The 24,583-nt window shown below is 65.8% G+C and carries 21 protein-coding genes, 2 pseudogenes and 1 riboswitch; of the genes and pseudogenes, 19 read left to right on the top strand and 4 right to left on the bottom strand.

The annotated features are described in order from the left end of the window. Nucleotides 1-29 precede the first annotated feature (29 nt). The 3 genes from relB to D5041_RS04495 all read left to right on the top strand — a co-directional run bounded on the left by relB (nt 30) and on the right by D5041_RS04495 (nt 1,168). Nucleotides 30-218, top strand: a complete 189-nt coding sequence (relB, locus tag D5041_RS04505) for a type II toxin-antitoxin system RelB family antitoxin (protein WP_265258177.1) — start codon at nt 30-32, stop codon at nt 216-218. Next, on the top strand, nt 218-370 hold the full coding sequence (locus D5041_RS04500; protein ID WP_265258178.1) for a type II toxin-antitoxin system RelE/ParE family toxin: 153 nt from the start codon (nt 218-220) through the stop codon (nt 368-370). The genes relB and D5041_RS04500 overlap by 1 nt, the downstream gene beginning before the upstream one ends. A 264-nt stretch (nt 371-634) precedes the next feature. Further along, nucleotides 635-1,168, top strand: coding sequence for a single-stranded DNA-binding protein (locus tag D5041_RS04495; protein WP_265258180.1), 534 nt, complete (start codon nt 635-637; stop codon nt 1,166-1,168). A gap of 45 nt (nt 1,169-1,213) precedes the next feature. Here D5041_RS04495 and D5041_RS04490 read toward each other — a convergent pair whose 3' ends face one another. Continuing rightward, nucleotides 1,214-2,242 carry a sulfate ABC transporter substrate-binding protein gene (locus D5041_RS04490; RefSeq protein ID WP_010108128.1) on the bottom strand — a complete coding sequence of 343 codons (1,029 nt, stop codon included), beginning with the start codon at nt 2,240-2,242 and terminating at the stop codon, nt 1,214-1,216. Nucleotides 2,243-2,400: 158 nt separating this feature from the next. Between D5041_RS04490 and D5041_RS04485 the strand changes: the two genes are divergently transcribed. The 7 genes from D5041_RS04485 to cysN all read left to right on the top strand — a co-directional run bounded on the left by D5041_RS04485 (nt 2,401) and on the right by cysN (nt 10,193). Next, nucleotides 2,401-2,673 (top strand): oxidative damage protection protein, encoded by a 273-nt coding sequence (locus tag D5041_RS04485; protein ID WP_010108127.1) that lies wholly within the window; start codon nt 2,401-2,403, stop codon nt 2,671-2,673. 35 nt (nt 2,674-2,708) lie between these two features. After that, on the top strand, nt 2,709-4,739 hold the full coding sequence (mnmC, locus tag D5041_RS04480) for a bifunctional tRNA (5-methylaminomethyl-2-thiouridine)(34)-methyltransferase MnmC2/FAD-dependent 5-carboxymethylaminomethyl-2-thiouridine(34) oxidoreductase MnmC1 (RefSeq protein WP_265283963.1): 2,031 nt from the start codon (nt 2,709-2,711) through the stop codon (nt 4,737-4,739). Between the two features lie 164 nt (nt 4,740-4,903). Continuing rightward, complete coding sequence (locus tag D5041_RS04475; protein WP_265258182.1) at nt 4,904-6,685, top strand: nitrite/sulfite reductase; 1,782 nt, start codon at nt 4,904-4,906, stop codon at nt 6,683-6,685. A 40-nt stretch (nt 6,686-6,725) separates the two neighbouring features. Then, nucleotides 6,726-7,109 carry a DUF934 domain-containing protein gene (locus D5041_RS04470; protein ID WP_265283962.1) on the top strand — a complete coding sequence of 128 codons (384 nt, stop codon included), beginning with the start codon at nt 6,726-6,728 and terminating at the stop codon, nt 7,107-7,109. Beyond that, nucleotides 7,109-7,879 (top strand): phosphoadenylyl-sulfate reductase, encoded by a 771-nt coding sequence (locus D5041_RS04465; RefSeq protein ID WP_010110346.1) that lies wholly within the window; start codon nt 7,109-7,111, stop codon nt 7,877-7,879. The genes D5041_RS04470 and D5041_RS04465 overlap by 1 nt, the downstream gene beginning before the upstream one ends. A gap of 20 nt (nt 7,880-7,899) precedes the next feature. Beyond that, nucleotides 7,900-8,856 carry a sulfate adenylyltransferase subunit CysD gene (cysD, locus tag D5041_RS04460; RefSeq protein ID WP_265283961.1) on the top strand — a complete coding sequence of 319 codons (957 nt, stop codon included), beginning with the start codon at nt 7,900-7,902 and terminating at the stop codon, nt 8,854-8,856. Further along, a complete protein-coding gene (cysN, locus tag D5041_RS04455; protein ID WP_265282354.1) occupies nt 8,856-10,193 on the top strand; it encodes a sulfate adenylyltransferase subunit CysN in 1,338 nt (445 codons plus the stop codon). Before cysD ends, cysN begins: the two co-directional genes overlap by 1 nt. Before the next feature lie 133 nt (nt 10,194-10,326). On the opposite strand, the pseudogene D5041_RS04450 reads toward cysN, so the two are convergent. Both D5041_RS04450 and D5041_RS04445 read right to left on the bottom strand, forming a co-directional pair. Further along, nucleotides 10,327-10,471, bottom strand: a pseudogene (locus D5041_RS04450) (IS5/IS1182 family transposase); the annotation flags it as partial. A gap of 204 nt (nt 10,472-10,675) precedes the next feature. Beyond that, a pseudogene (locus tag D5041_RS04445) lies at nt 10,676-11,057 on the bottom strand (transposase); the annotation flags it as partial. A 99-nt stretch (nt 11,058-11,156) separates the two neighbouring features. On the opposite strand from D5041_RS04445, the gene D5041_RS04440 reads away from it, so the two are divergent. The 4 genes from D5041_RS04440 (at nt 11,157) to D5041_RS04425 (ending at nt 17,591) form a co-directional block, all read left to right on the top strand. After that, nucleotides 11,157-13,838: a hypothetical protein gene (locus tag D5041_RS04440; RefSeq protein ID WP_265283960.1), complete on the top strand. Its 2,682-nt coding sequence runs from the start codon at nt 11,157-11,159 to the stop codon at nt 13,836-13,838. Between the two features lie 419 nt (nt 13,839-14,257). Beyond that, nucleotides 14,258-16,174 (top strand): carboxypeptidase-like regulatory domain-containing protein, encoded by a 1,917-nt coding sequence (locus tag D5041_RS04435; RefSeq protein WP_265283959.1) that lies wholly within the window; start codon nt 14,258-14,260, stop codon nt 16,172-16,174. Then, nucleotides 16,171-16,500, top strand: coding sequence for a ferredoxin FdxA (fdxA, locus tag D5041_RS04430; protein WP_265283958.1), 330 nt, complete (start codon nt 16,171-16,173; stop codon nt 16,498-16,500). Before D5041_RS04435 ends, fdxA begins: the two co-directional genes overlap by 4 nt. Next, nucleotides 16,458-17,591: an NAD(P)/FAD-dependent oxidoreductase gene (locus D5041_RS04425; RefSeq protein WP_407702223.1), complete on the top strand. Its 1,134-nt coding sequence runs from the start codon at nt 16,458-16,460 to the stop codon at nt 17,589-17,591. Before fdxA ends, D5041_RS04425 begins: the two co-directional genes overlap by 43 nt. 46 nt (nt 17,592-17,637) lie before the next feature. Here the strand turns inward: D5041_RS04425 and metH are convergent, their stop codons facing one another. Continuing rightward, nucleotides 17,638-20,367 (bottom strand): methionine synthase, encoded by a 2,730-nt coding sequence (metH, locus tag D5041_RS04420; RefSeq protein ID WP_265258189.1) that lies wholly within the window; start codon nt 20,365-20,367, stop codon nt 17,638-17,640. Between the two features lie 29 nt (nt 20,368-20,396). After that, nucleotides 20,397-20,508, bottom strand: a riboswitch (S-adenosyl-L-homocysteine riboswitch). Between the two features lie 103 nt (nt 20,509-20,611). On the opposite strand from metH, the gene radC reads away from it, so the two are divergent. The 5 genes from radC (at nt 20,612) to proB (ending at nt 24,551) form a co-directional block, all read left to right on the top strand. Continuing rightward, on the top strand, nt 20,612-21,325 hold the full coding sequence (gene radC / locus D5041_RS04415) for a RadC family protein (protein WP_010103822.1): 714 nt from the start codon (nt 20,612-20,614) through the stop codon (nt 21,323-21,325). 194 nt (nt 21,326-21,519) lie between these two features. Further along, complete coding sequence (rplU, locus tag D5041_RS04410; protein ID WP_010103824.1) at nt 21,520-21,837, top strand: 50S ribosomal protein L21; 318 nt, start codon at nt 21,520-21,522, stop codon at nt 21,835-21,837. Between the two features lie 14 nt (nt 21,838-21,851). Continuing rightward, nucleotides 21,852-22,109, top strand: a complete 258-nt coding sequence (gene rpmA / locus D5041_RS04405) for a 50S ribosomal protein L27 (protein WP_010103826.1) — start codon at nt 21,852-21,854, stop codon at nt 22,107-22,109. Between the two features lie 155 nt (nt 22,110-22,264). Beyond that, a complete protein-coding gene (gene cgtA / locus D5041_RS04400; protein ID WP_265283956.1) occupies nt 22,265-23,335 on the top strand; it encodes an Obg family GTPase CgtA in 1,071 nt (356 codons plus the stop codon). A 67-nt stretch (nt 23,336-23,402) separates the two neighbouring features. Next, nucleotides 23,403-24,551 carry a glutamate 5-kinase gene (gene proB, locus D5041_RS04395; protein WP_265282349.1) on the top strand — a complete coding sequence of 383 codons (1,149 nt, stop codon included), beginning with the start codon at nt 23,403-23,405 and terminating at the stop codon, nt 24,549-24,551. Nucleotides 24,552-24,583: the final 32 nt, after the last annotated feature.

The following is a 24,583-nucleotide window of genomic DNA, read 5'->3' as shown; positions in this document are numbered from 1 at the left end:
TCCCTTGCCCGATTTTCCAAGGATTCCCCATGAACGCCGCTCTATTCCCCCTGGTCTCGGAGTTTGAAACCCCGAAGCAGGAGGCCAGCTACACGGCTTGGTTGCGCGCCAAGGTCGAATCCAGCTTGACCGACAATCGACCACCCATCCCCCACGATGAGGTAGAGCGCCGCATGACCGAGCGCTTGGCGCGATTGCGCGAGCGCAACATTTCCTGATGCTGCCCATCTTTTGGCTGGAGTCGGCTGACGCCGACTTGGCGACCATTACGGACTACATAGGGCAATTCGATCTCGATGCGGCAGAGCACATGTGGCATCGATTGCGCAGCAGCGTTCTCCCGCTCTCGGAACACCCGTATCTCTATTGAATGAGCGAACGTGTGCCGGGTCTGCGTGAGATCGTCGCGCACCCGAATTACATCGTCCTGTACCGGGTTGCAGCCGATCGCATCGAAATCATCAACAGAGTGCACGCACGCCGCGAGTTCCCCGGCTCTGGACGATAACGCGCCCACGCGGGGCCCCGCTTTTTTCCGTAGCGGCCCGTTGCCCGGCGTGGTCCGGCATGCGTGGCCACCACGCACATAGAATGCGCAAATCAAACCCGTCCCCAGACATTGAGGCACAGCACCATGGCATCCGTGAACAAAGTCATCATCGTCGGCAACTTGGGCCGCGACCCTGAAACACGCACCTTCCCCAGTGGCGACCAAGTGGCCAACGTGTCGATTGCCACCACCGACCGGTGGAAGGACAAGCAGACCGGCGAGATGAAGGAAGCCACCGAGTGGCACCGCGTGAACTTCTACGGCCGTCTGGCCGAAATCGCCGGGCAGTACCTGCGCAAGGGCTCGCAGGTGTACGTCGAAGGCAGCCTGCGCACCCGCAAATGGACCGATCAAAGCGGTGTGGAAAAGTACAGCACCGAGGTCCATGCCCTCGCCATGCAGTTGCTCGGCAGCCGCCAGGGCATGGGGGGCGGGGGGCCGCCCGGCGGCGGCCATGACGATGGGGGTGGCTATGGCGGCGCTGACGCCGGCGGCGGCTACGAGCAGGCGCCGCGCCGCGCACCCCCCACCGCACCGGCTCAACGCCCTGAGCCCGCAGCCCAGGCGCCCCGCGCTGCGTCGGGCTTTGACGATATGGACGACGACATTCCGTTTTAAGCAGCCTGGGCTGGCCGGGCCAGCGCGCAACCGGCTCAGGAGAGCCTATTTCCGCGTGTAGATCTGGTCAAAGGCCGCACCGTCGGCGAAATGCTCCCGGGCCGCTTTCTCCCACCCGCCAAAAGCGGCGTCCACCGTAAACAGGTTCAGTTTGGGAAACTGCCCGGCGTACTTGGCCTGGGCCTTTTCGGACACTGCGGGGCGGTAGAAATGCCTGCCCACGATGTCCTGCCCTTCCTCGGAATAAAGGTACTTCAGGTATTCCTCGGCCACGGCGCGCGTGCCCTTGCGGTCCACGTTCCTGTCGACGACGGTGACTGCGGGCTCGGCCAGGATGGAGAGCGATGGCGCAATCACGTCGAACCTGCCGCCAAATTCCTTTTGCAGCAATTGGGCCTCGTTCTCCCAGGCAATCAGCACATCGCCCTGGCCGCGCTGGGCAAAGGTGGTGGTTGCGCCGCGCGCACCCGTGTCCAGCACCGGCACATTGCCATACAGCCGGGCCATGAATTCCCTGGCCTTGGCGTCGCCACCCAGCTTGCGCCTGGCGAACTCCCAGGCGGCCAAGTAGTTCCAGCGCGCTCCGCCCGAGGTCTTGGGGTTGGGCGTGATCACGCTGATGCCGGGCCGGGCGAGGTCGTCCCAGTCCTTGATGCCCTTGGGGTTGCCTCGGCGCACCACGAAAACAATGGTCGAGGTGTAGGGCGAGCTGTTGTGCGGCAGGCGCTTTTGCCAATCCTTGGGAATCCAGCCACCTTGCTTGTGCAGCGCGTCGGTGTCGCCGGCCAGCGCCAGGGTGGCCACGTCCGCGCCCAGCCCGTCGATGATGGACCGCGCCTGCTTGCCGGAGCCGCCGTGCGACTGCTCGATGTTCAGGTCCTGCCCGGTCTTGGCCTTCCAGTGCCTGGAAAACGCCCGGTTGAACTCGGCGTACAGCTCGCGCGTCGGGTCATACGAGACATTCAGCAAGGACAGGGACTGGGACTGGGCAAACGACGGCCAGGCCATCAGGGCCAGACCGCCTGCCAGGGCGGCGGCGCAGGAAAACTTGATAAAGTCGCGGCGAGCGTTCATTGGGTGGCCTTTTTGAGATGCATGCAGAGCGGGGGAAGCACCGCCGCAAGGCATTCTGGGTGGCATCATCCAAAACTCGAACGAATAAAATTTCAGTTTTTCATAGCAAAACAATCTGAAGTTCCCGGCTTCTGCCCGCTCCCCACACAGGAATCCCCATGGCACGCACCGTTCAATGCATCAAGCTTGGCAAGGAGGCCGAGGGCCTCGACCTTCCACCCTACCCCGGCGAACTCGGCAAGCGCATTTGGGCAAACGTGAGCAAGGAAGCCTGGGCGGGCTGGCTCCGGCACCAGACCATGCTGGTCAACGAGAACCGCCTGAACTTGGCCGACGCCCGCGCCCGCCAATACCTGGCCCGCCAGATGGAGAACCACTTTTTTGGCGGCGGCGCAGACGCCGCTGCGGGGTATGTCCCGCCCAGCACGTAACGCCGTGAAGTGCTGGAAAGCGCTCCGCCCCGCCGATGCCCGAACCCGTTGACTGGCTGGCGGACGGCACCCCCTGCAGCCCGCGCTTTGGCGACCGCTATCGCAGCGAAAACGGCGGGCTGGATCAGGCCCGCCTGGTTTTCCTGCAGGGCTGCGGCCTTCCCGCAGCCTGGGCCGGGCAGGCGCAATGGCGCATTCTGGAAACCGGCTTTGGCCTCGGCCTGAATTTTCTGGTGACCTGGGCCGCCTGGCGCGCCGACCCGCAGCGCCCCACGCTGCTGCACTTCGTATCCGCCGAGGCCTGGCCCGTGGACGCCGCCGACCTGCTGCGGGCCGCGAGCGCCCATCCCGGCCTCGTACCGCTGGCGCAGGAACTGCACCGGCAGTGGTGGGGCCTGCTGCCGGGCGTGCACCGGCTGTGCTTCGACGCAGGCCGGGTGCTCCTCACGCTGTGCGTGGGCGACGCGCGGACCCGGCTGCGCGAGCAAGACCTGCGCGTGGACTGCGTCTATCTGGACGGCTTCGACCCCCGGTGCAACCCCGAAATCTGGGATCTGCACACCCTCGGGGCGGTGGCGCGTTGCTGCCGGCGCGGAACACGGCTGGCCACCTGGACCGTCGCCCGCGCCGTGCGGGATGCGCTCGCGCAGTGCGGTTTCGAGGTCACGCGCGTTCCCGGCGTGCCCCCGAAGCGCGCCAACCTGCAGGCCGTCTACGCCCCGCGTTGGGAGCCACGCGCCTGGCGCCAACCCGCGCCAGAACCCGCAGCGCCCGGCGAATGCCTGGTGATCGGCGGCGGCATCGCGGGCGCGGCCACGGCGGCGAGCCTGGCACGGCGGGGCTGGCAGGTGCGCGTGCTGGACCAGGCCAGCGCGCCTGCCGCGGGCGCATCGGGCATTCCGGCGGGCGTCTTCGCGCCGCATGTGTCGCCGGACGACTGCCTGCTCTCGCGCCTGTCGCGCAGCGGCGTGCGCGCCACGCTGCAACAGGCCGACTGGCTGCTGCGCGCGGGGCTGGACTGGTCCTGCTGCGGCGTGCTGGAGCAGCGCAGCGGCGGCCTGCCCGCCCACTGGGGCGACGGGCCCGGCGCCGACTGGAGCCGGCCGGCGCCGCCCGCGGCACTCGCCGAGGCCCGGCTGCCGCCCCACGCTGCCGCGTGCTGGCACAGGCAGGCGGGCTGGCTGCGCCCGGCGCGCATGGTGGCGGCGCTGCTCGCGCGGCCCGGAATCCGCTGGCAAGGCGATTGCCGGGTGGCGCTGCTGCAGCGCGTCGAACACTCCGCCGCCGCAGAGGGCGGCGCAGCCCGCACGGCCTGGCAGGCGCTCGACGACCAGGGCCGGGTGCTGGCCGAGGCACGCACCGTGGTCATCGCTGCGGGCGCCGGCACCCCGCAGCTGCTGGAGCAGTTGGCGCAGCGCTGGCCCTTGCAGGCGGTGCGCGGCCAATTGTCCTGGGGCCTGCACGCCGAGCGCGCCGCGCCGCTGCTGCCGTTTGCGGCCAACGGCCAGGGCCATCTGATCCCCCGCTTTCCCTGGGGGGACGACCCGGACGGCCCCCACGCCTGGCTGCTGGGCTCCACCTTCGAACGCGGCGTGGACGGGCTGCCGCCCGCGCGCGCCGAGGTCCGGGAGGCGCACGCCGCGAACTGGGCCCGCCTGCAGGCCCTGCTGCCCCAAATCGCACCGCAGTTGGCGCCCGCGTTTGCGCCCCACCTGGGGGCGTCGGACGGCGGGCGAACCGGACCCGCCGACCAAGAGGGCGCCCCATCGGCGGAGCCTGCCGCCGAGTCCTGGGCCGCCGTGCGCTGCACCGCACCGGACCGTTTGCCCATCGTCGGCCCGGTCGATGCCGCTGCCCTGCCCGGGCTGTGGGTCTGTAGCGCCATGGGCGCGCGCGGGCTGACCCTGGCGCCCCTGTGCGGCGAACTGCTGGCGGCGCGCCTGCAGGGCGAGCCCCTGCCGCTGGAGCAAAAGCTGGCCCGGGCGCTCGGGACGGAGCGCATGCAGCGCCTGCGCCACGCGCAGTCCCCGGAGCAGCCGGAAGCCCGCATCCATCCTTGCTTATAACCAAACATGAATACATGCAGCATGAAACAATAGTTTGCTTCCATAAGAAGTCCCTCTACATTCGCATCCATGCATGACGCAGCGCGTCGTCGTTCCCCGCTCGTTCCTGCCGGGGCAAACAGCCAAGCTGATGTTCATCTGATACCGATCCGGATAGCCCCGCCATGTACCAATACACCGCATTCGACAAACAGTTCGTGCAACGGCGTGCAAGGCAGTTTCGCGACCAACTCGAACGCTGGCAGAGCGGCAAGCTGAGCGAGGACGGCTTTCGCCCCCTGCGCCTGCAAAACGGCTGGTACGTGCAACGCTATGCGCCCATGCTGCGCGTGGCCGTGCCCTACGGCGAGATCGCCAGCCGCCAGCTGCGCGTGCTCGCGCGCATCGCCCGGGAATACGACGAACCCGAAGCCGCCGTGTTCCAGACCGCCATGGAGGGCCAGGGCAAGCTGGGAACGACTTTTCTGCCCAAGAACTGCGCCCACTTCACCACCCGCACGAATGTGCAGTTCAACTGGATCGCCCTGTCCCGCAGCGCCGACGTGATGGACCTGCTCGCCAGCGTGGACATGCACGGCATCCAGACCAGCGGCAACTGCATCCGCAACACCACCACCGACGCGCTCGCGGGCGTGGCGGTCGATGAAATCGTCGACCCCCGCCCCTACGCCGAAATCCTGCGCCAATGGAGCACGCTGCACCCCGAGTTCGCCTTTTTGCCGCGCAAGTTCAAGATCGCGGTCAGCGGCGCCCGGGAGGACCGTGCGGCCACGGGCTGGCACGACGTGGGCCTGCAACTCGCCAAGAACGCTGCGGGCGAGGTCGGCTTTCGGGTCACGGTGGGCGGCGGCATGGGCCGCACGCCGCTGATCGGCGCGGTGATCCGCGAATTCCTGCCGTGGCAGCAGATCATGAATTACATCGAGGCCGTGGTGCGCGTGTACAACGCGCATGGCCGCCGCGACAACAAGTACAAGGCGCGCATCAAGGTCCTGGTGAAGTCCGAGGGCCAACGCTACATCGACGCCGTGGAGGAGGAATACCGCCAGATCATGGAGATCGACGGCGGCCCGCACACCATCTCCCAGGCCGAATTCGACCGCGTGGCGGCCTGCTTCGTGGCACCCGCTCTGACCGATCTCCCGGACCTGGACCCCCAGGCGCTCGAAGCCGCGCTCCAGGCCCGGGCCGCCGGGCATGTGGCCTTTGGCCGCTGGCTGCAACGCAACGTGCACGCGCACCGCAACCCGCAGCTGCGCGCCGTGACGCTGTCGTTCAAGCGCCCCGGCCAGTCGCCCGGCGACGCCAGCGGCGATCAGCTCAATGCCTTGGCCGATCTCGTGGACGAATACTCCGCCGGCGAGGCGCGCGTGACGCACGATCAGAACATGCTCCTGCCCTGGGTGCACGCCAGCCGCCTGTTCGAACTCTGGCAGGAGGCCCGGGCCCTGGGCCTGGCGAGCGCCAACGTGCAGCTGCTCACCGACATGATCGCCTGCCCCGGCGGCGACTTCTGCGCGCTCGCCAACGCCCGCTCGCTGCCGATCGCCGAGGCCATCGCGCAGCGCTACCAGGACTTGGACGAGCTCGACGACCTCGGCGCAATCGACCTGCACATCAGCGGCTGCATCAATAGCTGCGGCCACCACCACAGCGGTCACATCGGAATCCTGGGCGTCGACAAGGACGGCAAGGAGTGGTACCAGGTCACGCTCGGCGGTTCGGACGGCAGCGACCTCTCCGGCCCCGCGGCAGCCGGCAAGGTGATCGGCCCGTCGTTCTCGGCCGCCGAACTGCCCGACGTGATCGAGGCCGTCCTCGACACCTACCGCGACCTGCGCGAACGCGGCGAGAGCCTGCAATCCACCGTGCGCCGCACCGGCCTGGAGCCCTTCAAGGAGGCCGCAAAAACGGCGCGCCACAGGGACGAACCGGTCGCGGCCTGAACCTCCTCGGCGTGCAGAGAGCCCCCACAAGGACCCCGCCATGAAAATACTTGCCCCCCCGGACCACCACCCCCCCGCTGCCAGCGACCCGCGCGCCGTGGCGCTGGCCAACGACGCCGACGCCCTGGCGCTGCCTCTGGACGGCGTGGAGCGGGTGGACCTGCATTTCCCCGACTTCACCGATGGCCGGGCGTTCAGCCAGGCCTTTCTGCTGCGCCGCCGCCGCGGCTTTCAGGGGGAAATCCGCGCCACGGGCCAGGTGCTGATCGACCAACTGCTGCAAATGCGGCGCACCGGCTTCTCGTGCGCCGTGCTGAGCGCGGGCGTGGACGCGGCCGACGCGCAGCGCCAGCTCGACCGGTTCCCGGGCTTCTACCAGGGCGACGCAGTCCAGCCCCGGCCGCACTTTGCCCAGGCCACATGATGTCCGGCAACGCCAGCACCGCCATCCCCGCGCGCGGAAAACCCGCCAAGGCCAGCGCGCTGCACGCCCGCGCGAGCGCCAGCTTCGACGCCAAACTGGCCGAAACGCAGGCGCTGCTGCGCCAAGCCGCAGCGCTGGGCGCGGACGCGGTCACGCAGGCGTCGAGCCTGGGCGCCGAGGACGTGCTCATCACGCACCTGACGAATTCGCTGCAACTGGACATCCCGGTCTTCGTGCTCGACACCGGCGCGCTGCACACCGAAACCCTGGCGCTGCTGGAGCGCACCCAGGCGCACGCGCGCGCGCCGGTCACGGTGTACCGGCCGCGGACCGAAGCAGTCATCCACTTCGTGCGCAGCCACGGGCAGGACGCGATGTACCAGAGCGTCGATTTGCGCAAGGCCTGCTGCGGCATCCGCAAGATGGAACCGCTGGCGCGCGCGCTCGCCGGCAAGAGCGCCTGGATCACCGGCCTGCGCCGCGAGCAGTCCGACGCGCGCGCCGAGGTGCCGCTGATCGACCGCGCCGAGGCCGCGGCCCGGGGCCTGACCAAGTTCAACCCCCTGGCCCGCTGGACCTGGGGCGACGTGTGGCACTACATCGCCACCCACGGCGTGGACTACAACCCGCTGCACGACCGCTTCTACCCGAGCATCGGCTGCGCACCCTGCACCCGGGCCATCAGCCTGGGCGAGGATGCGCGCGCCGGCCGCTGGTGGTGGGAGGACGAAGGCGCCAAGGAATGCGGACTGCACACCCAAAACGACTGATACCACCGGAGAGCCCCGCCATGAACGCCCGCACCGACACCGCACTGCTCCAGACGCCCGCCAACGGCAGGAGCCAACACCTGAGCACCGCGCAGCTCGACGCGTTGGAGGAGGAAAGCATCTTCATCCTGCGCGAGGTGGTCGCCGCCTTCGAACGCCCCGCGCTGCTGTTTTCGGGCGGCAAGGACTCCCTGGTCATGCTCTGGTGCGCCGCAAAAGCCTTCGGCGCCGGGCGCATCCCCTTCCCGCTGCTCATGATCGACACCGGACACAACTTCCCCGAAGTGACCGCGTTCCGCGACCAGCGCGCACGCGAGCTGGGCGCCGAACTCATCGTGCGCAGCGTCGAGGATTCGATGGCCCGCGGCAGCGTGCGCCTGGCGCACCCGGACGAGTCGCGCAACGTGCACCAGTCGGTGACGCTGCTCGAAGCCATCGAGGAATTGCGCTTCGACGCGCTCATCGGCGGCGCGCGCCGCGACGAGGAAAAGGCGCGCGCCAAGGAGCGCATCTTCTCGCACCGCGACGGCTTCGGCCAATGGCAGCCCAAGGCCCAGCGCCCCGAGCTGTGGACGCTGTTCAACACCCGCCTGCAACCCGGCGAGCATTTCCGCGTATTCCCGATCAGCAACTGGACGGAACTGGACGTGTGGCAGTACATCGCCCGCGAGAACATCGCGCTGCCCTCGCTGTACTACACGCACCCGCGCCAGGTAGTGCAGCGCCGGGGCCTCCTGGTTCCCGTGACCGCGCTGACCCCGGCGCGGGACGGCGAATGCATAGAGACGCGCCAGGTGCGCTTTCGCACCGTGGGCGACATCCCCTGCACCTGCCCGGTGGAAAGCCCGGCGGCCACGGCGCACGAGATCGTGCACGAAACCCTGGCCGCCGACATGAGCGAACGCGGCGCCACGCGCATGGACGACCAGACCAGCGAAGCCTCGATGGAAAAACGCAAGAAAGACGGGTACTTCTGATGAGCAGCATCCCCCATCCGATCGCTGCCGAGGCCTCCGGCGCATACGGACACAACGGACGCAACGGGCACCACTGCGCGCTGAAATTCATCACCTGCGGCAGCGTAGACGACGGCAAGAGCACGCTCATCGGCCGCCTGCTGATCGACAGCCGCGCGGTGCTGCAGGACCAGCTGGCAGGCGTGCAGCGCGGCGGCACCACCGACCTCGCGCTGCTCACCGACGGCCTGAGCGCCGAACGCGAGCAGGGCATCACCATCGACGTGGCCTACCGCTACTTTGCCACGCCAGCGCGCAAATTCATCATCGGCGACGCGCCCGGCCACGAGCAGTACACGCGCAACATGGTCACCGCAGCGAGCAGCGCGGACGCGGCCGTGGTGCTGATCGACGCGAGCAAGCTCGACTGGCGCAACCCGGGGCTGGCCCTGCTGCCGCAAACACGCCGCCACGCGCTGCTGGCGCATCTGCTGCGCGTGCATTCGCTGGTGTTCGCCGTGAACAAGCTCGACGCAGTGGCCGACCCCGTGCTCGCCTACCGGCATATCCAGGGCGCACTCGCCGCCTTCGCCCAGGCCGCAGGCATTGCCGTGCACGCCACGGTGCCGATCTCCGCGCTCGAGGGCTGGAACGTGGTGGACGCGCACCCGGACTGGTGCGGCTACGCCGGCCCGACGCTGCTGCAAGTGCTCGAAGCGCTGCCCAACACCCCGGCCGACACCGCGTTGCCGCTGGCGTTCCCGGTGCAATGGGTGGAGAAATTCTCCTCGTCCGCAGAGACCTCCCAAGGCCGGCGCGTTCTCTGGGGCCGCGTGGCCGCAGGCACCATCGCGCCGGGCGCCGCGGTGCAGGTCTTCCCGGGCGGCCAGCCGGCCACCGTGGTCCAGGTGCTGGACCACGCGCGCCGCCCGGCCGACGTGCCTGCGGGCAGCAGCGCCGGGATCGTCCTCGACCGCGAACTGGACGTGTCGCGCGGCGACTGGCTCCTGGCCACCCCCGACGGCTTCGACGCCCCCGCCTGGCCCGCGCGCCACGAACTGCGCGCCACCGTGGCCTGGATGGACGACGCACCCCTGGTCGCCGGCCGCGTGTACTGGGCGCTGCACGGCCACCGCTGGGTCAAGGCCCGGGTCCGGGCCGTGCTGCACAGGCTAGACATCAGCACCCTGGCCGAAGAAGCCGCCACGCAACTCGGCCCGAACGCCATCGGCCACGTGGACCTGCTGCTCCAAGAGCCCCTGCCCGCAGCGCCCTTTGCCCAGGCGCGCGTGCTCGGCGCGCTGATCCTGGTGGACACCGCAAGCCACAAGACCGCCGGCGCCGTGCTGGTGAACTAAGCCAGGATTCCTGCGCAGCAAACCGGGGCGGCATGGCGCTGCCCGGTGTGCAGGGCGGCGCAGGTCATTGCGGGGTCACTGCGCAGCGGGGGCAGCACGCCGTGCTCCTCCCGACTCTGCCGATCAGGTTCTCCGCCAGCGAGCGCTCGTGGTAGCCGCTGGCTTGTTTCCATTCGCGTCTGCCGCTCTCTGCGATCCTGCCCGTGGCCGCATTGCGTCAAGTTGCGCCCGGCGTGGCCTGCGGCCAGGGCATGCGCCGCCTCCGGGGCTGGGTGATCCGGGGAGCCGGGATGGCGCGATGCCCTGCCCACGGAACAACCGATACCCACACTCCCGGATCGACCATTTTTCCTGCCCTCGACTAAAAAATGGAATGCGAGTAATAATCGTTCCGAGCAGCTGACTGCGACTACTTTCATCCGCCCCCCAGGAGGTTTGACATGGTCCGCACCCTCTCCGATGCACGCACTGCCAAGCAGCGGCCAAGGCATGGCACCTTCGCGCGCGGCGATCCACGCGGGACACGCTTTGGTGTCGTAGGCGCCATCGCTGCCGACGATGTCAACCGGTGTCCCGGGCGCAATCTGCTCGAGCCAATCGCTCAGGGCCTCACCGCAAACGCAGAGCTTGGGGCCGGTGCTGTCAACCGCCAGATGCAGTGGCTCACCCGTGCGCAGCGCGGGCAAGACGACGACTCGCAGGCCTTGCGCGCGGCGGCTCAGGGTCGTGCAGCGGGGCGCCGGCCAAGTCGGAGAAGCGAGCCGGCGCAGGCTCTGAGCAAATCCCCGCAGCGGGTGCGGGCGTCAGAAGGCTCTCGTCGATCCCCATCGCGACATCTCCTCTGGCGATCAACCCCGCGGTGTAGCTGCACGGCAGAAATGCCCGTGCGCCATGTAACCCAGGATTTATACAACAACGCATCCAAAGGGAGCTTCATTCATTTGTCAACAAGGAGTTAGCATCATGAGAATTCTGATAGCCATCATGTTTTTTGTCAGCGCCGTGCTGAGCGCCTGCGGAGACGGCGCGCAGACGCAGTCCGGCCCATCACCCACGCTTGCGGGAAAAGCCGAGCTTCAAGACGTCAAGCCGGCGCAAATGGTCTCTCTCTCGCTCAAAGAACTTGGCCTTCCTGCGGGCGCCGACAAGGTCACGCCATCGGGCGCCGTATCAAATGCCTTGCTCAAGGACGGACAACTGCGTTTTTCCACTCCTGGCGATACCGGCAAGGATCAGGAAGCGAGTTTTGAAATCAAGAGCGGTCCTACAACATCTCAGTTCCATGTGGTGATCCGGTCACAGCGACCGACTTCCGCAGGGGTTTACGGCGAATTCACCGACGATCCTCCACCTCCCAACGTGGTCGTTGACGGCCTGGGAGCAAACAATGTAATGACCGGCGCCCCACTGACCTTCAGGTTGCAAGGAGTACCCCCGCTGGATCTGAAGGAAAAAAGCATCGGAGAGATTACTGTTGGGGGAGATTCTGCCATCTCGGTTCATCTGGAGAAATTCTGGTCTTTTAATCCGGCAGATTCCAGCTTTTCGATCTCGGGCCCGGCCATGCAGCGAATACTGGACGCGCTGCCAAATGGCAGTTTTTGGATGCATCTGTACTTTTCTGCCAATGACGGCGAGTTTGCGGTTGGCTATGAAATGCTGGTGAGCAAGACAGAGACAAGACTGTCCGGCAATTTGCTGTCGGAGCGGGGCGATCCGGTCACCTCGCTGGCGGGCCGCAAGGTCTTGCTGAACGGGGTCAATACGCAGATGCGGGCCGTCGCCGTACTGGACGCCAACGGTGCCTTTGCGTTCGAGCACGTATTGCCCGACGTCTATTTTCTGACATTGAGCGACTTGCATTATCCGAACGTCGTGAGCACCAGTTTTCCGATCTATGAAGGCAGCACGCAAGCCAAGGTCACCATGGTGGTGCCGCCGGGCCTGGGAATCGACACCGGCGCCAAGGCCGCCGCGCAGCGAGCAGCAGCAGCCCCCGGTTCGTCGGCTGTGCGCAGCAGCGTGACGCAAGACGGCAAGGAGCCGCCCTCGCGCGACATCCCCGCTTCCAAGCGCTCGTCCCCTGCCGCGCCTCTCCCCGCAGATGGGGACGATAGCGCGGTCTTTAGCGTCACTGCGGCCGAGCAAGACCGGCCCATCAATAAGAACTTCGACTTCGAGGTGCCGGCCGGCACCGAGAGCGTCAGCGTCAGAATTACCGTGCTGACCGAGGAGTCTCGGGCTTCCGCGAAAAATCGGGGCAAACACGCTGATTCTTGGTCGTATTCGGTCGTGGGCCTTCCAGACACCAATCTCTCGGCCAGCGGTTTGGTAGACCAAATGTATGGCACAGGCGGAACGGGCACGGGCGCATGTGTAGACGTGTCCAAGCAGACCAAGAACTCCGCATTGAAAATCAGCGGCAGCGTGAGCGCCACCAATATCGGCGACGACCTTCTGCCAACTACCACGACGGTGGAGCTGACTCTGGAATGCATGAGGTCCAAAAGTTCGTCAACCAATCTCGAAGTCGTTTCGGCAAAATTCTTGTCGCCAAACAAGAATTCCAATCCGATAATTTCTCCGCTCAAGGTCAGTGAGCGTAGCAACTTGGCCGGCTCCTACCTGTCGATCCCGCAAAGCCGCAGCGACAACACCAACACGATCCCGTTTGAGATCAGATATTCTCCAGCCGACGCGACTATTACCGAAGTGAACCTGGGGATCGCCGAAGTGGCCGCTACCACCACGGTAGTTCCTGGTACCTCGCCAGGCGTCAGTGCCTTGACTTTTTCCAACGTCAATCTCTTGACGCAAAATCATACCCGCGAGCCTGGCCTGATCAAGTTTCCTGGTCTTTCTCTGCCCACGTTTGCTGGCGAAATGGCCATAGGAAATATAACCGTCACGGTTCGTCTCAAAGGCAGCGTGGGGGGTGTCGCAGTGAGCTCCGATCCTGCCGCAAAGGGTGGGCAGATCGAATTTAACGAAAAGAAAGAATTTACGCCACTCTATCTTGCAGGAGATGTTACAGGTCTTTCCGACCGACGCTTTGGCATACGTGATACAAATAAAGGCGGTGACTCATGGAGCACCATGCAAACCATCGCCTGGCTTCTCGGCTGCTATGCCTGCCGCTTCAACGACATCAGCAGCCAGCATGTCGCCCAAGTAGGGGCTGAACATGATTCGATTCTCGTCCATAAAGGTCACAGCGATGGTCAACAGATTGACATGCGCTACGCCGACGGCGCGGGCGGTTATAGCGACGCGCTGGGTGGGCAAAATGGGGGAGCGCACATCCGGCAATTGATCAACGCCGCCAAAACCGAGATAGTCGAAAACGCCGGGCTCACGGCAAAAATTGGAACATGGGTGGCTGGACCCAAGCAGCGAGAATTGGAGAGATGGATTGACGAAAACCGCGCCATCCTTGAAACCGAGGGGAAGAAACCCTACACCCGCGTGATCTTTATCGGGGGCTCGTTCATCGAGCAGGCGCTCGTTAACGGGAAATTTCCGGACGATTCGGACATTCCCCTCGTGGGTGCATGGACCACCAAGCCAAGGACGGTCGAAACCACCCCCGGCCAGCATATGGACCATTGGCACATAAGCTTGAAGGGGGCGTTGTTGTATAAATAGACCCTCGAAGATGCACCTCCCCAAGAACACCCATTCAGGTGATACGCACGGACTGCGGACGAAACACTTCCTCCGATCCGTCCGTGCGGGATTCCCGCATACGGCTCCTGCCTTGGGTCGTAATGACCAAACACTGGATCAAGCAAGGGTATTGTCTTATACACAACGCCCCTGAACCTGAAGTTCCCGACAGAACCTGATGCCAGCGGCAAAGTCAAGAATGCGCTGCATTCCCAAAGCGGTAGACCCTGTTTGAGCCTGAGGTCCCCCAGGCCCATTCTCTTGAATCCCGTAACTGCCCGGTTCATTGTGTGCTTTCACCATGAAATAACTAGCATAACGCATGCGCGGAGGGACTTGTGTATAGCCAGATACATCCAAAGGTAGTTTCACCCATTTGTCAACAAGGAGTTAGCATCATGAGAATTCTGATAGCCATCATGTTTTTGGTCGGCGCCGTGCTGAGCGCCTGCGGAGACGGCGCGCAGACGCAGTCCGGCCCATCACCCACGCTTGCGGGAAAAGCCGAGCTTCAAGACGTCAAGCCGGCGCAAATGGTCTCTCTCTCGCTCAAAGAACTTGGCCTTCCTGCGGGCGCCGACAAGGTCACGCCATCGGGCGCCGTATCGAATGCCTTGCTCAAGGACGGACAACTGCGTTTTTCCACTCCCGGTGATACCGGCAAGGATCAGGAAGCGAATTTCGAAATCAAGAGTGGTCCCACAACATCTCAGTTCCATGTGTTGATCAGGTCACAGCGACCGACTTCCGCAGGGGTTTACGGCGAATTTACCGACGATCCTCCACCTCCCAACGTGGTCGTTGACGGCCTGGGAGCAAACAATGTAATGACCGGCGCCCCACTGACCTTCAGGTTGCAAGGAGTACCCACGCTGGATCTGAAGGAAAAAAGCATCGGAGAGATTCCTGTTGGGGGAGATTCTGCCATCTCGGTTCATCTGGAGAAATTCTGGTCTTTTAATCCGGCAGATTCCAGCTTTTCGATCTCGGGCCCGGCCATGCAGCGAATACTGGACGCGCTGCCAAATGGCAGTTTTTGGATGCATCTGTACTTTTCTGCCAATGACGGCGAGTTTGCGGCTGGCTATGAAATGCTGGTGAACAAGGCAGAGACAAGACTGTCCGGCAATTTGCTGTCGGAGCGGGGCGATCCGGTCACCTCGCTGGCGGGCCGCGAGGTCTTGCTGAACGGGGTCAATACGCAGACGCGGGCCGTCGCCATACTGGATGCCAACGGTGCCTTTGCGTTCGAGCACGTATTGCCCGACGTCTATTTTCTGACGTTGAGCGACTTGCATTATCCGAACGTCGTGAGCACCAGTTTTCCGATTTATGAAGGCAGCACGCAAGCCAAGGTCACCATGGTGGTGCCGCCGGGCCTGGGAATCGACACCGGCGCCAAGGCCGCCGCGCAGCGAGTAGCCGCCCCCGGTTCGTCGGCTGTGCGCAGCAGCGTGACGCAAGACGGCAAGGAGCCGCCCCCGCGCGACATCCCCGCTTCCAAGCGCTCGTCCCCTGCCGCACCGCTCCCCGCAGATGGAGACGATCGCGCGGTCTTTAGCGTCACTGCGGCCGAGCAAGACCGGCCCGTCACCAAGAACATCGACTTCGAGGTGCCGGCCGGCACCGAGAGCGTCAGCGTCAGAATGACCGTGCTGACCGAGGAGTCTCGGGCCTCCGCGAAAAATCGGGGCACGCACGCCGATTCTTGGTCGTATTCGGTCGTGGGGCTTCCAGACAGCGGTCTCTCGGCCAGCGGTTTGGTGGACCAAATGTATGGCACAGGCAGAATAGCCGAGCGCGCGTGTGTAAACGTGTCCGAGCAGACCCGAGCAGACCAAGAACTCCGCATTGAAAATCAGTGGCAGCGTGAGCGCCACCAATATAGGCGACGACCTCCTGCCGACTACCACGACGGTGGAACTGACTCTGGAATGCATGAGGCCCAAAAGTTCGTCAAGCAAGCTCGAAGTCGTTTTGGCCCAATTCTTGTCGCCGAACAAGAGTTCGCGGCACGGCCCATGAACCGCCTCCGGCATGCGGCCATGCCGGAGGCACTGCCGCAGGAGCCGTTCGCTGTGCGGCCCTTGGCCCTGCCGATGGAGCCAAACGGATCGGCTGCTACATTAGCCCTGATGGTCGCGTTCTCATCGCCGGGCGGCCCGCCTGCCCGCATCGGCGGGGCCCAGACCAACCCGGAGCGACGCCCGGCCCCAAAGCCCCCTTCCGGTCAAGATGCCACGCAGCCTTGGCGAGTGAACGCTTCTAAAATCAAGGGTTTTCATCGCCCGATACCGCCTGAACGCCTGACATGACCCACGTCGTCTCCGAAAACTGCATCAAGTGCAAGTACACCGATTGTGTGGACGTATGCCCCGTGGACTGCTTCCGCGAAGGTCCGAACATGCTTGTCATCGACCCCGACGAGTGCATCGACTGCGCCGTCTGCATCCCCGAATGCCCGGCGAACGCCATCTATGCCGAGGAGGACCTCCCGGCCGATCAGCTCGCCTTCATCAAGCTCAACACCGAGCTGGCCTTTGCCGACGGCTGGAAAAGCATCACCAAGCGCAAGGGCGCCCTGCCCGACGCCGACGAATGGAATGGCAAGCCGGGCAAGATCGACGAGCTGCAGCGCTGAGAGGCCCAGGCCCCAAGGTGACCCAGGCCGTGCACGCCGCAGTCGAAACCGATGCCGTGGTCATCGGCGCGGGGCCGGTGGGCCTGTTCCAGGTGTTCCAGCTCGGGCTGCAGGGAATCACCGCGCACCTGATCGACGCCCTGCCGCACGCGGGCGGTCAGTGCGCCGAACTGTATGGCGACAAGCCCATCTACGACATTCCGGGTGTCCCGGTCTGCACCGGGCGCGAACTGGTGGATCTGCTGCTGCGGCAGGTGGCGCCCTTCAAACCGCACTGGCATCTGAACACCCTGGTCTCTGCCCTCACGCCCCGCTCTGACGGCCGCGTGCTGCTGGAAACCAGCACCGGGGTGCGGCTGCTCGCACGCTGCGTGTTCCTCGCCGCGGGCGTGGGCGCGTTCGTTCCCCGCACCCTCAAGACCGCGGGAATCGAGCGCTTTACCGGCACCCAGCTCCACTACCAGAGCCTGCCGCCGGACCTGGACTTGGCCGGGCGCCACGTCGTCGTGCACGGCGGCGACGAAGCCGCCGTGGCGCACGCCGTGGAACTGGCCGAGCAGGGCCGGGCGGCGCGCGTCAGCCTGCTGCACCGGCGCGACCTGTTCCAGGCGCCCGACGCATTGCTGCAGCGCCTGCGGCAACTGCGCGAGGCCGGACGCATTGCCGTCGAGGCCGCGCAGATCACCGGCATCATCACCAGCACCGCGGGCAAGCGCCTCACCGCGCTGCAAGTGGTCGGTGCACAGGAGAGCCCCCGGACCCTGCCCGTGGACGTGCTTTTGACCGTCCTCGGCCTTTCCCCCCGGCTCGGGCCGATTGCCGACTGGGGCCTGGCCATGGAACGCAAGCAGCTCGTGGTCGACACCGGGACGTTTCGCACCAACGTTGCGGGAATCTACGCCGTGGGCGACGTCAACACCTACCCCGGCAAGCGCAAGCTGATCCTGTGCGGCTTCCACGAGGCCACGCTCGCCGCCTTTGCCGCAGCCGAGGCGCTCAAGGGCGGCAAGGTGGCGCTGCAATACACCACCACCAGCGCACGCCTGCACCAGCTGCTGGGCGTGGCAGCCGCGCCGGCCACCCAGGTTTGACGGCCTGGCAAAGGAGCCGGGCAGCGCGGAGAACCCGGGACCGGTTTCAAAGATTTGGCGCCAGCATGCGCGCCAGCGCGGCCTCGTCCATCCCCCGGCGCCCGGCCATGTCGTGCACTTGGTCAGCGCCGATCTTGCCGACGCTGAAGTACCGGCTCTCGGGGTGGCCCATGTAGAAGCCGCTCACGCTGGCCGCGGGTGTCATGGCCAGGTTCTCGGTCAGGCCCATGCCGATTTCTGCGCAGCGCAGAACCTGGAACAGATCGGTCTTGGCGCTGTGGTCCGGGCAGGCGGGGTAGCCGGGGGCGGGGCGAATTCCGCGGTACTTTTCGGCGATCAGCTCGCAGGCGCTCAGCCGCTCGTCGGGCGCATAGCCCCACAGGTCGGTGCGCACGCGCTGGTGCAGGCATTCGGCAAGGGCTTCGGCCAGGCGGTCGGCCAGGCTCTTGAACAGGATCGCGGAATAGTCGTCGAGCGCGTCGGCAAAGTCCTTTTCCTTCTTTTCGACTCCAAGGCCCGCGGTCACGGCAAACAGGCCCGCGTAGTCGGCGATGCCCCTGGGCGCGACGAAGTCGGACAGGCAGCGGCTGGGGCGCAGCACACCGTCGATGGACTGCTTTTGCGTCTGCTGGCGCAGGCCGTACCAGGTCATGGCCACCTGGCTGCGGCTGTCGTCGGTATAGAACACGACGTCGTCGCCCACGCTGTTCGCGGGCAGCAACGCGAGCACGCCGCTGGCCGTGAGCCAGCGGCCGTCGATGATCTTTCTGAGCATGGCCCGGGCGTCGTCATGCACGCGCCTGGCCTGCACGCCCACCACCTCGTCGTCCAGGATCGCCGGGTAGGGACCGGCCAGGTCCCAGGTCTGAAAGAACGGACCCCAGTCGATGTATTTTTCCAGTTCGGCCAGGTCAAAGTTTTTGAACATGCGCCGGCCCGGCGCGCGCGGTACGACGGGCCGGCAGGCGGACCAGTCCATGGGCGTCCGGTTCGCGCGCGCCTGGGCCAGGGGCCATAGCAGCGCCGGCTTTTTCTTGGCGTGCAGGCTGCGCAGCTTGTCGTAGTCGGCGTTGAGCTCTTGCAAGTAGCTGCCCGCCACCTGGCCCAGCAGGCTCTGCGCCACGCCCACGCTGCGCGAGGCGTCGGGAACGTAGACCACGGGGCCTTCGTAGTGCGGGGCGATCTTGACGGCGGTGTGCACGCGGCTGGTGGTCGCGCCGCCTATCAGTAGCGGGATCTTGCGCATGCGGAAATGCGCGTCCTTTTGCATCTCGCCAGCTACATGCTGCATTTCTTCGAGGCTCGGGGTGATCAGGCCCGACAGGCCCACGATGTCCGCCCCTTCGACCTTGGCGCGCGCCAGGATCTCGTGGCAGGGCACCATCACGCCCATGTTCACGACCTCGAAGTTGTTGCACTGAAGGACCACGGTGACGATGTTCTTGCCGATGTCGTGCACGTCGCCCTTGACGGTGGCGATGACGATCTTGCCCTTGCTGCGCACGTCGCGCCCGGCCTGTTCGTCACGGCGCTTTTCCTCCTCGATATAGGGGATCAGGTGCGCCACGGCGAGCTTCATCACGCGGGCGCTCTTGACCACCTGCGGCAGGAACATCTTGCCCGCACCGAACAGGTCGCCGACGACGTTCATGCCGTCCATCAACGGGCCTTCGATCACGTGCAGCGGGCGGCCCCCCTGGGCCAGGATCTGCTGATAGGCTTCTTCGGTGTCCTCGGTGATGAAGTCGGTGATGCCGTGCACCAGCGCATGGCTCAGGCGCTCGCCGACGGTTTTTGGCGCCTCGGGCGTGCCGCGCCATTCGAGCTTGCGGCTTGCGTCGCGGGCACCGCTCTTGGCGCTTTCGGCGATTTCGACCAAGCGCTCGCCGGCGTCAGGGCGGCGGTTCAGGACCACGTCCTCGACGCGCTCGCGCAGCGTCGGCTCCAGGTCGTCGTATACGCCCACCATGCCTGCGTTGACGATTCCCATGTCCATTCCCGCGGCGATCGCGTGGTACAGGAACACGGTGTGGATGGCCTCGCGCACGGGGTCGTTGCCGCGAAAGCTGAACGACACGTTGGACACGCCGCCCGAGACCTTGGCGCCCGGCAGGTTCTGCTTGATCCAGCGCGTGGCCTCGATGAAATCGACCGCATAGTTGTTGTGCTCTTCAATGCCGGTGGCGACCGCGAAGATGTTCGGGTCGAAGATGATGTCCTCGGGCGGAAAATCGACCTCGTCAACCAGGATGCGGTAGGCGCGCGCGCAGATCCCGATCTTGCGTGCGCAACTGTCGGCCTGGCCCTTTTCGTCAAAGGCCATCACCACGGCCGCGGCGCCGTAGCGGCGCAGCAACCGGGCCTGGTGCTTGAAGGCCTCGACGCCCTCCTTCATGCTGATGGAGTTGACGATTCCCTTGCCCTGGATGCAGCGCAGGCCGGCTTCGATCACCTCCCACTTGGAGCTGTCGAGCATGATCGGCACGCGCGCGATGTCGGGCTCGGACGCGATCAGTTGCACAAAGCGCACCATCGCAGCCCGGCTGTCGAGCATGGCCTCGTCCATATTGATGTCGATGATCTGCGCACCGTTATCCACCTGCTGGCGCGCCACGGCCAGCGCCTGTTCGTACGCGCCGTCGAGGATCATGCGCGCGAACGCCCTGGAGCCCGTGACGTTGGTGCGCTCGCCAATGTTCACGAACAGCGAGCCCGCGCCAATGCTCACCGGCTCCAGGCCGGACAGTTTCATCGGGGGCAGCGAAATGGCAGACATGGACTCACCTGTGCAGGAACGACGGAGAAAGCAGGTGAGCGTCGTTGCAGTGGGCCCCGGGTCCGGCCCCTGGGTCGCCCAAGCCTGACGACGGGCCCTCGTGGTGGGGCCGGGCCTGCCGCTGCAACGCTCCTTGGGCGGGGGTGGATTCTAAGGGGGGCGCCGGCGCACACGCCATGAAAGTCCCGATAAACTGGCGCCGGACCCAGCCACCTGTTGGCCTTCGACGGTCGGCCCCTGCGCCATGCCTCTCAAAGACCTGCCCCTTGACGCCCAGCCACGCGAAAAACTGCTCGCGCGCGGCCCCGCTGCGTTGGCCGACGCCGAGTTGCTCGCGATCCTGCTGCGCACCGGCATCGTGGGCAAAGGGGTGCTGCAACTGGCGCAGGAATTGCTGGACCCGCCCGGCGCAGACGCCGCCACCGGGCAGCCGAGCGGTGGCTTTGGCGGCATTGCCGGGCTGCTGCACGCCAGCGCCGCCGATCTGCAACGCATCAAGGGCCTGGGTCCGGCCAAGCGCGCCGAACTGGTGGCGGTGCTGGAGCTGGCCCGCCGCGCGCTGGCCCAGCAGCTGTGCGAACGCGCAATCTTCGACGCCCCGGACACCGTCAAGCAGTACCTTCAGTTGCAGTTGGCCGCCAAGGGCCATGAGGTGTTTGCCGTGCTTTTCCTGGACAACCAGAACCACCTGCTGGCGCTGGAAGAACTGTTTCGCGGCACGCTCACGCAGACCAGCGTATACCCCCGCGAAGTGGTGCTGCGCGCGCTGCACCACCGGGCCGCCGCCGTGGTGCTGGCGCACAACCACCCCAGCGGCAGCGTGCAGCCCAGCCGCGCCGACGAGGCGCTCACGCAGACCCTCAAGACCGCGCTGGCGCTGGTTGACGTGCGCGTGCTCGACCATGTGATCGTGGCGCCGGGCCAGGCACTGTCGATGGCAGAAAAAGGACTGCTGTAATACCCCGGCGCCCGCTGCAAGGGCTGGTGCGGGGCGCGCAACCGGGCGAACGACAAAGCGCGCCGGGCCACGGGCGTGATCTTGCCTTGCCGGTGGACGCGTGGACAGCCGCAATGGCGGGCGATGCGCCCTGTGATATATTCGCGGGCTCCGCGGAAATCCGTCTGCAGAGCCCATATCAAGAGGTCCCCCCCATGTACGCGGTCATAAAAACCGGTGGCAAGCAGTATCGCGTTGCTTCCGGCGAAAAAATCAAAGTAGAACAGATTGCTGCGGACGTAGGCCAGGAGATCGTGATCGACCAGGTTCTGGCCGTCGGCAACGGCGCTGAGCTCATGGTGGGCACGCCCCTGGTGTCCGGCGCGACCGTGAAGGCCACTGTCGTGGCCCACGGCAAGCACGACAAGGTGCACATCTTCAAGATGCGCCGCCGCAAGCACTATCAAAAACACCAAGGCCATCGCCAGCAGTTCACCGAACTGCAAATTGGCGCGATTGCTGCTGCCCAGTAAAAGGAGCTGATGTCATGGCACAGAAAAAAGGCGGCGGCTCTACGCGAAACGGGCGCGATTCCAAGCCGAAAATGCTGGGCGTCAAGGTCTTCGGGGGCGCACTGGTCGGCGCCGGATCGATCATCGTGCGCCAACGCGGCACGCGCTTTCACCCCGGCAACAATGTCGGCGTGGGCAAGGACCATACCTTGTTCGCACTGGTCAACGGCCACGTGTCGTTCGGCACCAAGGGGGCATTGTCCAAGCAGACGGTGAACGTGACACCGGCCTGAGGCTTTTCCCCAGGCATTCCTTCCGGGGCCCCGCTTTGCCGGGGCCTTGTCGTTTGCCCTGCACGCTGGCGTGTTCGCGCCGTCCGGGGCAGGGGCGTCAGGAGGGCCGCCGTTGCGCCAGAATCAGCGGCTTGGCCGCCCACCACGGGATCTCCATGAAGTTCGTCGATGAAGCCTTGATTGACATTGCCGCAGGTGACGGGGGCAATGGCTGCGTGTCCTTTCGGCACGAAAAACACAAGGAGTTCGGCGGGCCCAACGGAGGCGATGGCGGGCGCGGAGGGCATGTGCAGGCGCTGGCCGACCCCAGCCTGAACACCCTGATCGATTTTCGCTACGCGCGCCGGCATGAGGCCAAGCGGGGCGGGCACGGCATGGGCTCGGACATGTTTGGCGCCGCAGGAAGCGACATCACCCTGAAGATGCCCGTGGGCACCATCATCACCGACGCAGAGACGGGCGCGCTGCTGCATGAGTTGCTCACCCCGGGTGAACTCGTCACCCTCGCCAAGGGCGGCGACGGCGGGTTTGGCAATTTGCGCTTCAAGAGCGCCATCAACCGCGCGCCACGGCAGAAAACGCCCGGCTGGCCAGGCGAGAAGAAAAGTCTGAAGCTGGAATTGAAGGTGCTCGCCGACGTGGGGCTTCTGGGCATGCCGAATGCAGGCAAGTCGACCTTCATCGCCGCGGTTTCCAACGCCCGCCCGAAGATTGCCGACTATCCGTTCACTACGCTGCACCCCAACCTGGGCGTGGTGCGGGTCGGCCCCGAACAGAGTTTCGTGCTCGCCGACATTCCGGGCCTGATCGAAGGGGCGTCCGAAGGCGCAGGGCTTGGGCACCAGTTTCTGCGCCACCTGCAACGCACGCGCCTGCTGTTGCACGTCGTTGATCTGGCGCCGTTCGATGCCGCGCAGGATCCCGTCACCCAGGCCAAGGCCATCGTCTACGAACTGAAAAAGTACGATGACCGGCTCTACGGCAAGCCGCGCTGGCTCGTGTTGAACAAGCTGGACATGGTGCCGCTGGATGAACGGGAGGCGCGCGTCGGGGATTTCGTCCGGCGCTTCCAGTGGAAGGGGCCGGTGTTTCAGATCTCCGCGCTCACGCGCGAAGGCTGCGAGCCGCTGATCCATGCCATCTTCCGCCATGTGCAGGGCGAGCAGCGCGCGGAAAACGAACCGGCGCAGCCGGACCCCCGGTTTGCCGGGGACGCACCCGCCTGAGCCCAAGCGCCCATGGCCGGTCCAGGGTGCGGAAAAAACGCCAGCAACCAAAAGGCTCGAAGAGAAAATGCCTGCCGACGTATTGCGCAATGCCCGCCGCATCGTGGTCAAGGTGGGCTCCAGCCTGGTGACCAACGAGGGCCGCGGCCTGGATGAAACCGCCATTGCCCAATGGTGCTACCAGCTCGCGGCGCTGGTGCGGGGTGACGCGGGCGCACCCCGCGAGGTCGTGATGGTCTCCAGCGGCGCCGTCGCCGAGGGCATGAAGCGCCTGGGCTGGAACACCCGGCCGCAAGAAATTCATGCCCTGCAAGCCGCCGCCGCCGTGGGGCAGATGGGGCTGGCGCAGATGTATGAAACCAAGCTGCGCGAGCAAGGCCTGGGCAGTGCCCAGGTGCTGCTCACCCACGCCGACCTCGCAGACCGCGAGCGCTATCTGAACGCGCGCTCGACCTTGCTGACCCTGCTGCGCCTGGGTGTGGTGCCGGTGATCAACGAAAACGACACGGTCGTGAATGACGAGATCAAGTTCGGCGACAACGACACCCTGGGGGCCCTGGTGGCGAATCTGCTCGAAGCCGATGCGCTCATCATCCTCACGGACCAGAAGGGGCTGTACACCGCCGACCCGCGCCGTGACCCGTGCGCGCAACTCGTCCACGAGGCCCGGGCGGGGGATTGGACCCTGGAGGCCATGGCGGGGGGCGCGGGCTCCGGCATTGGCAAGGGCGGAATGATCACCAAGATTCTTGCGGCCAAGCGCGCGGCCGGATCGGGGGCCTCCACCGCCATCGCCTGGGGACGCGAGCCGGATGTGCTGCTGCGCCTGGCGCGCGGGCAGGCGCTGGGCACCCTGCTCGTGGCGCAGACCCAGAAAAAGCAGGCCCGCAAGCAGTGGATGGCGGACCATTTGCAGCTGCGCGGTTCCGTGATTGTGGACGCAGGGGCCGCGGCCAAGCTGCGCGACGAAGGCAAGAGCCTGCTGCCCATTGGCATGACGGCCGTAGAGGGTGATTTCTCGCGCGGCGACGTGATTGCCGTGCGCGACGCTTCGGGCGCGGAGATCGCCCGCGGTCTCGCGAACTACGCCGCCGCCGAGGCGCGCATGCTGTGCCGCAAGCCCTCCAGCGCGTTCGAGAAACTGCTCGGTTATGCGGCGGAGCCCGAGATGGTGCACCGCGACAATCTGGTGCTTGCTGCGGGTTCCGGTTCCTGAAGGCCCGCACGACGGCCCGCCGTGCACAGGCG

It is taken from the genome of Verminephrobacter aporrectodeae subsp. tuberculatae (genome assembly GCF_026127385.1).
Lineage (GTDB): Bacteria > Pseudomonadota > Gammaproteobacteria > Burkholderiales > Burkholderiaceae_C > Acidovorax > Acidovorax aporrectodeae.
This window is presented reverse-complemented; position numbering and strand designations above follow the sequence as displayed.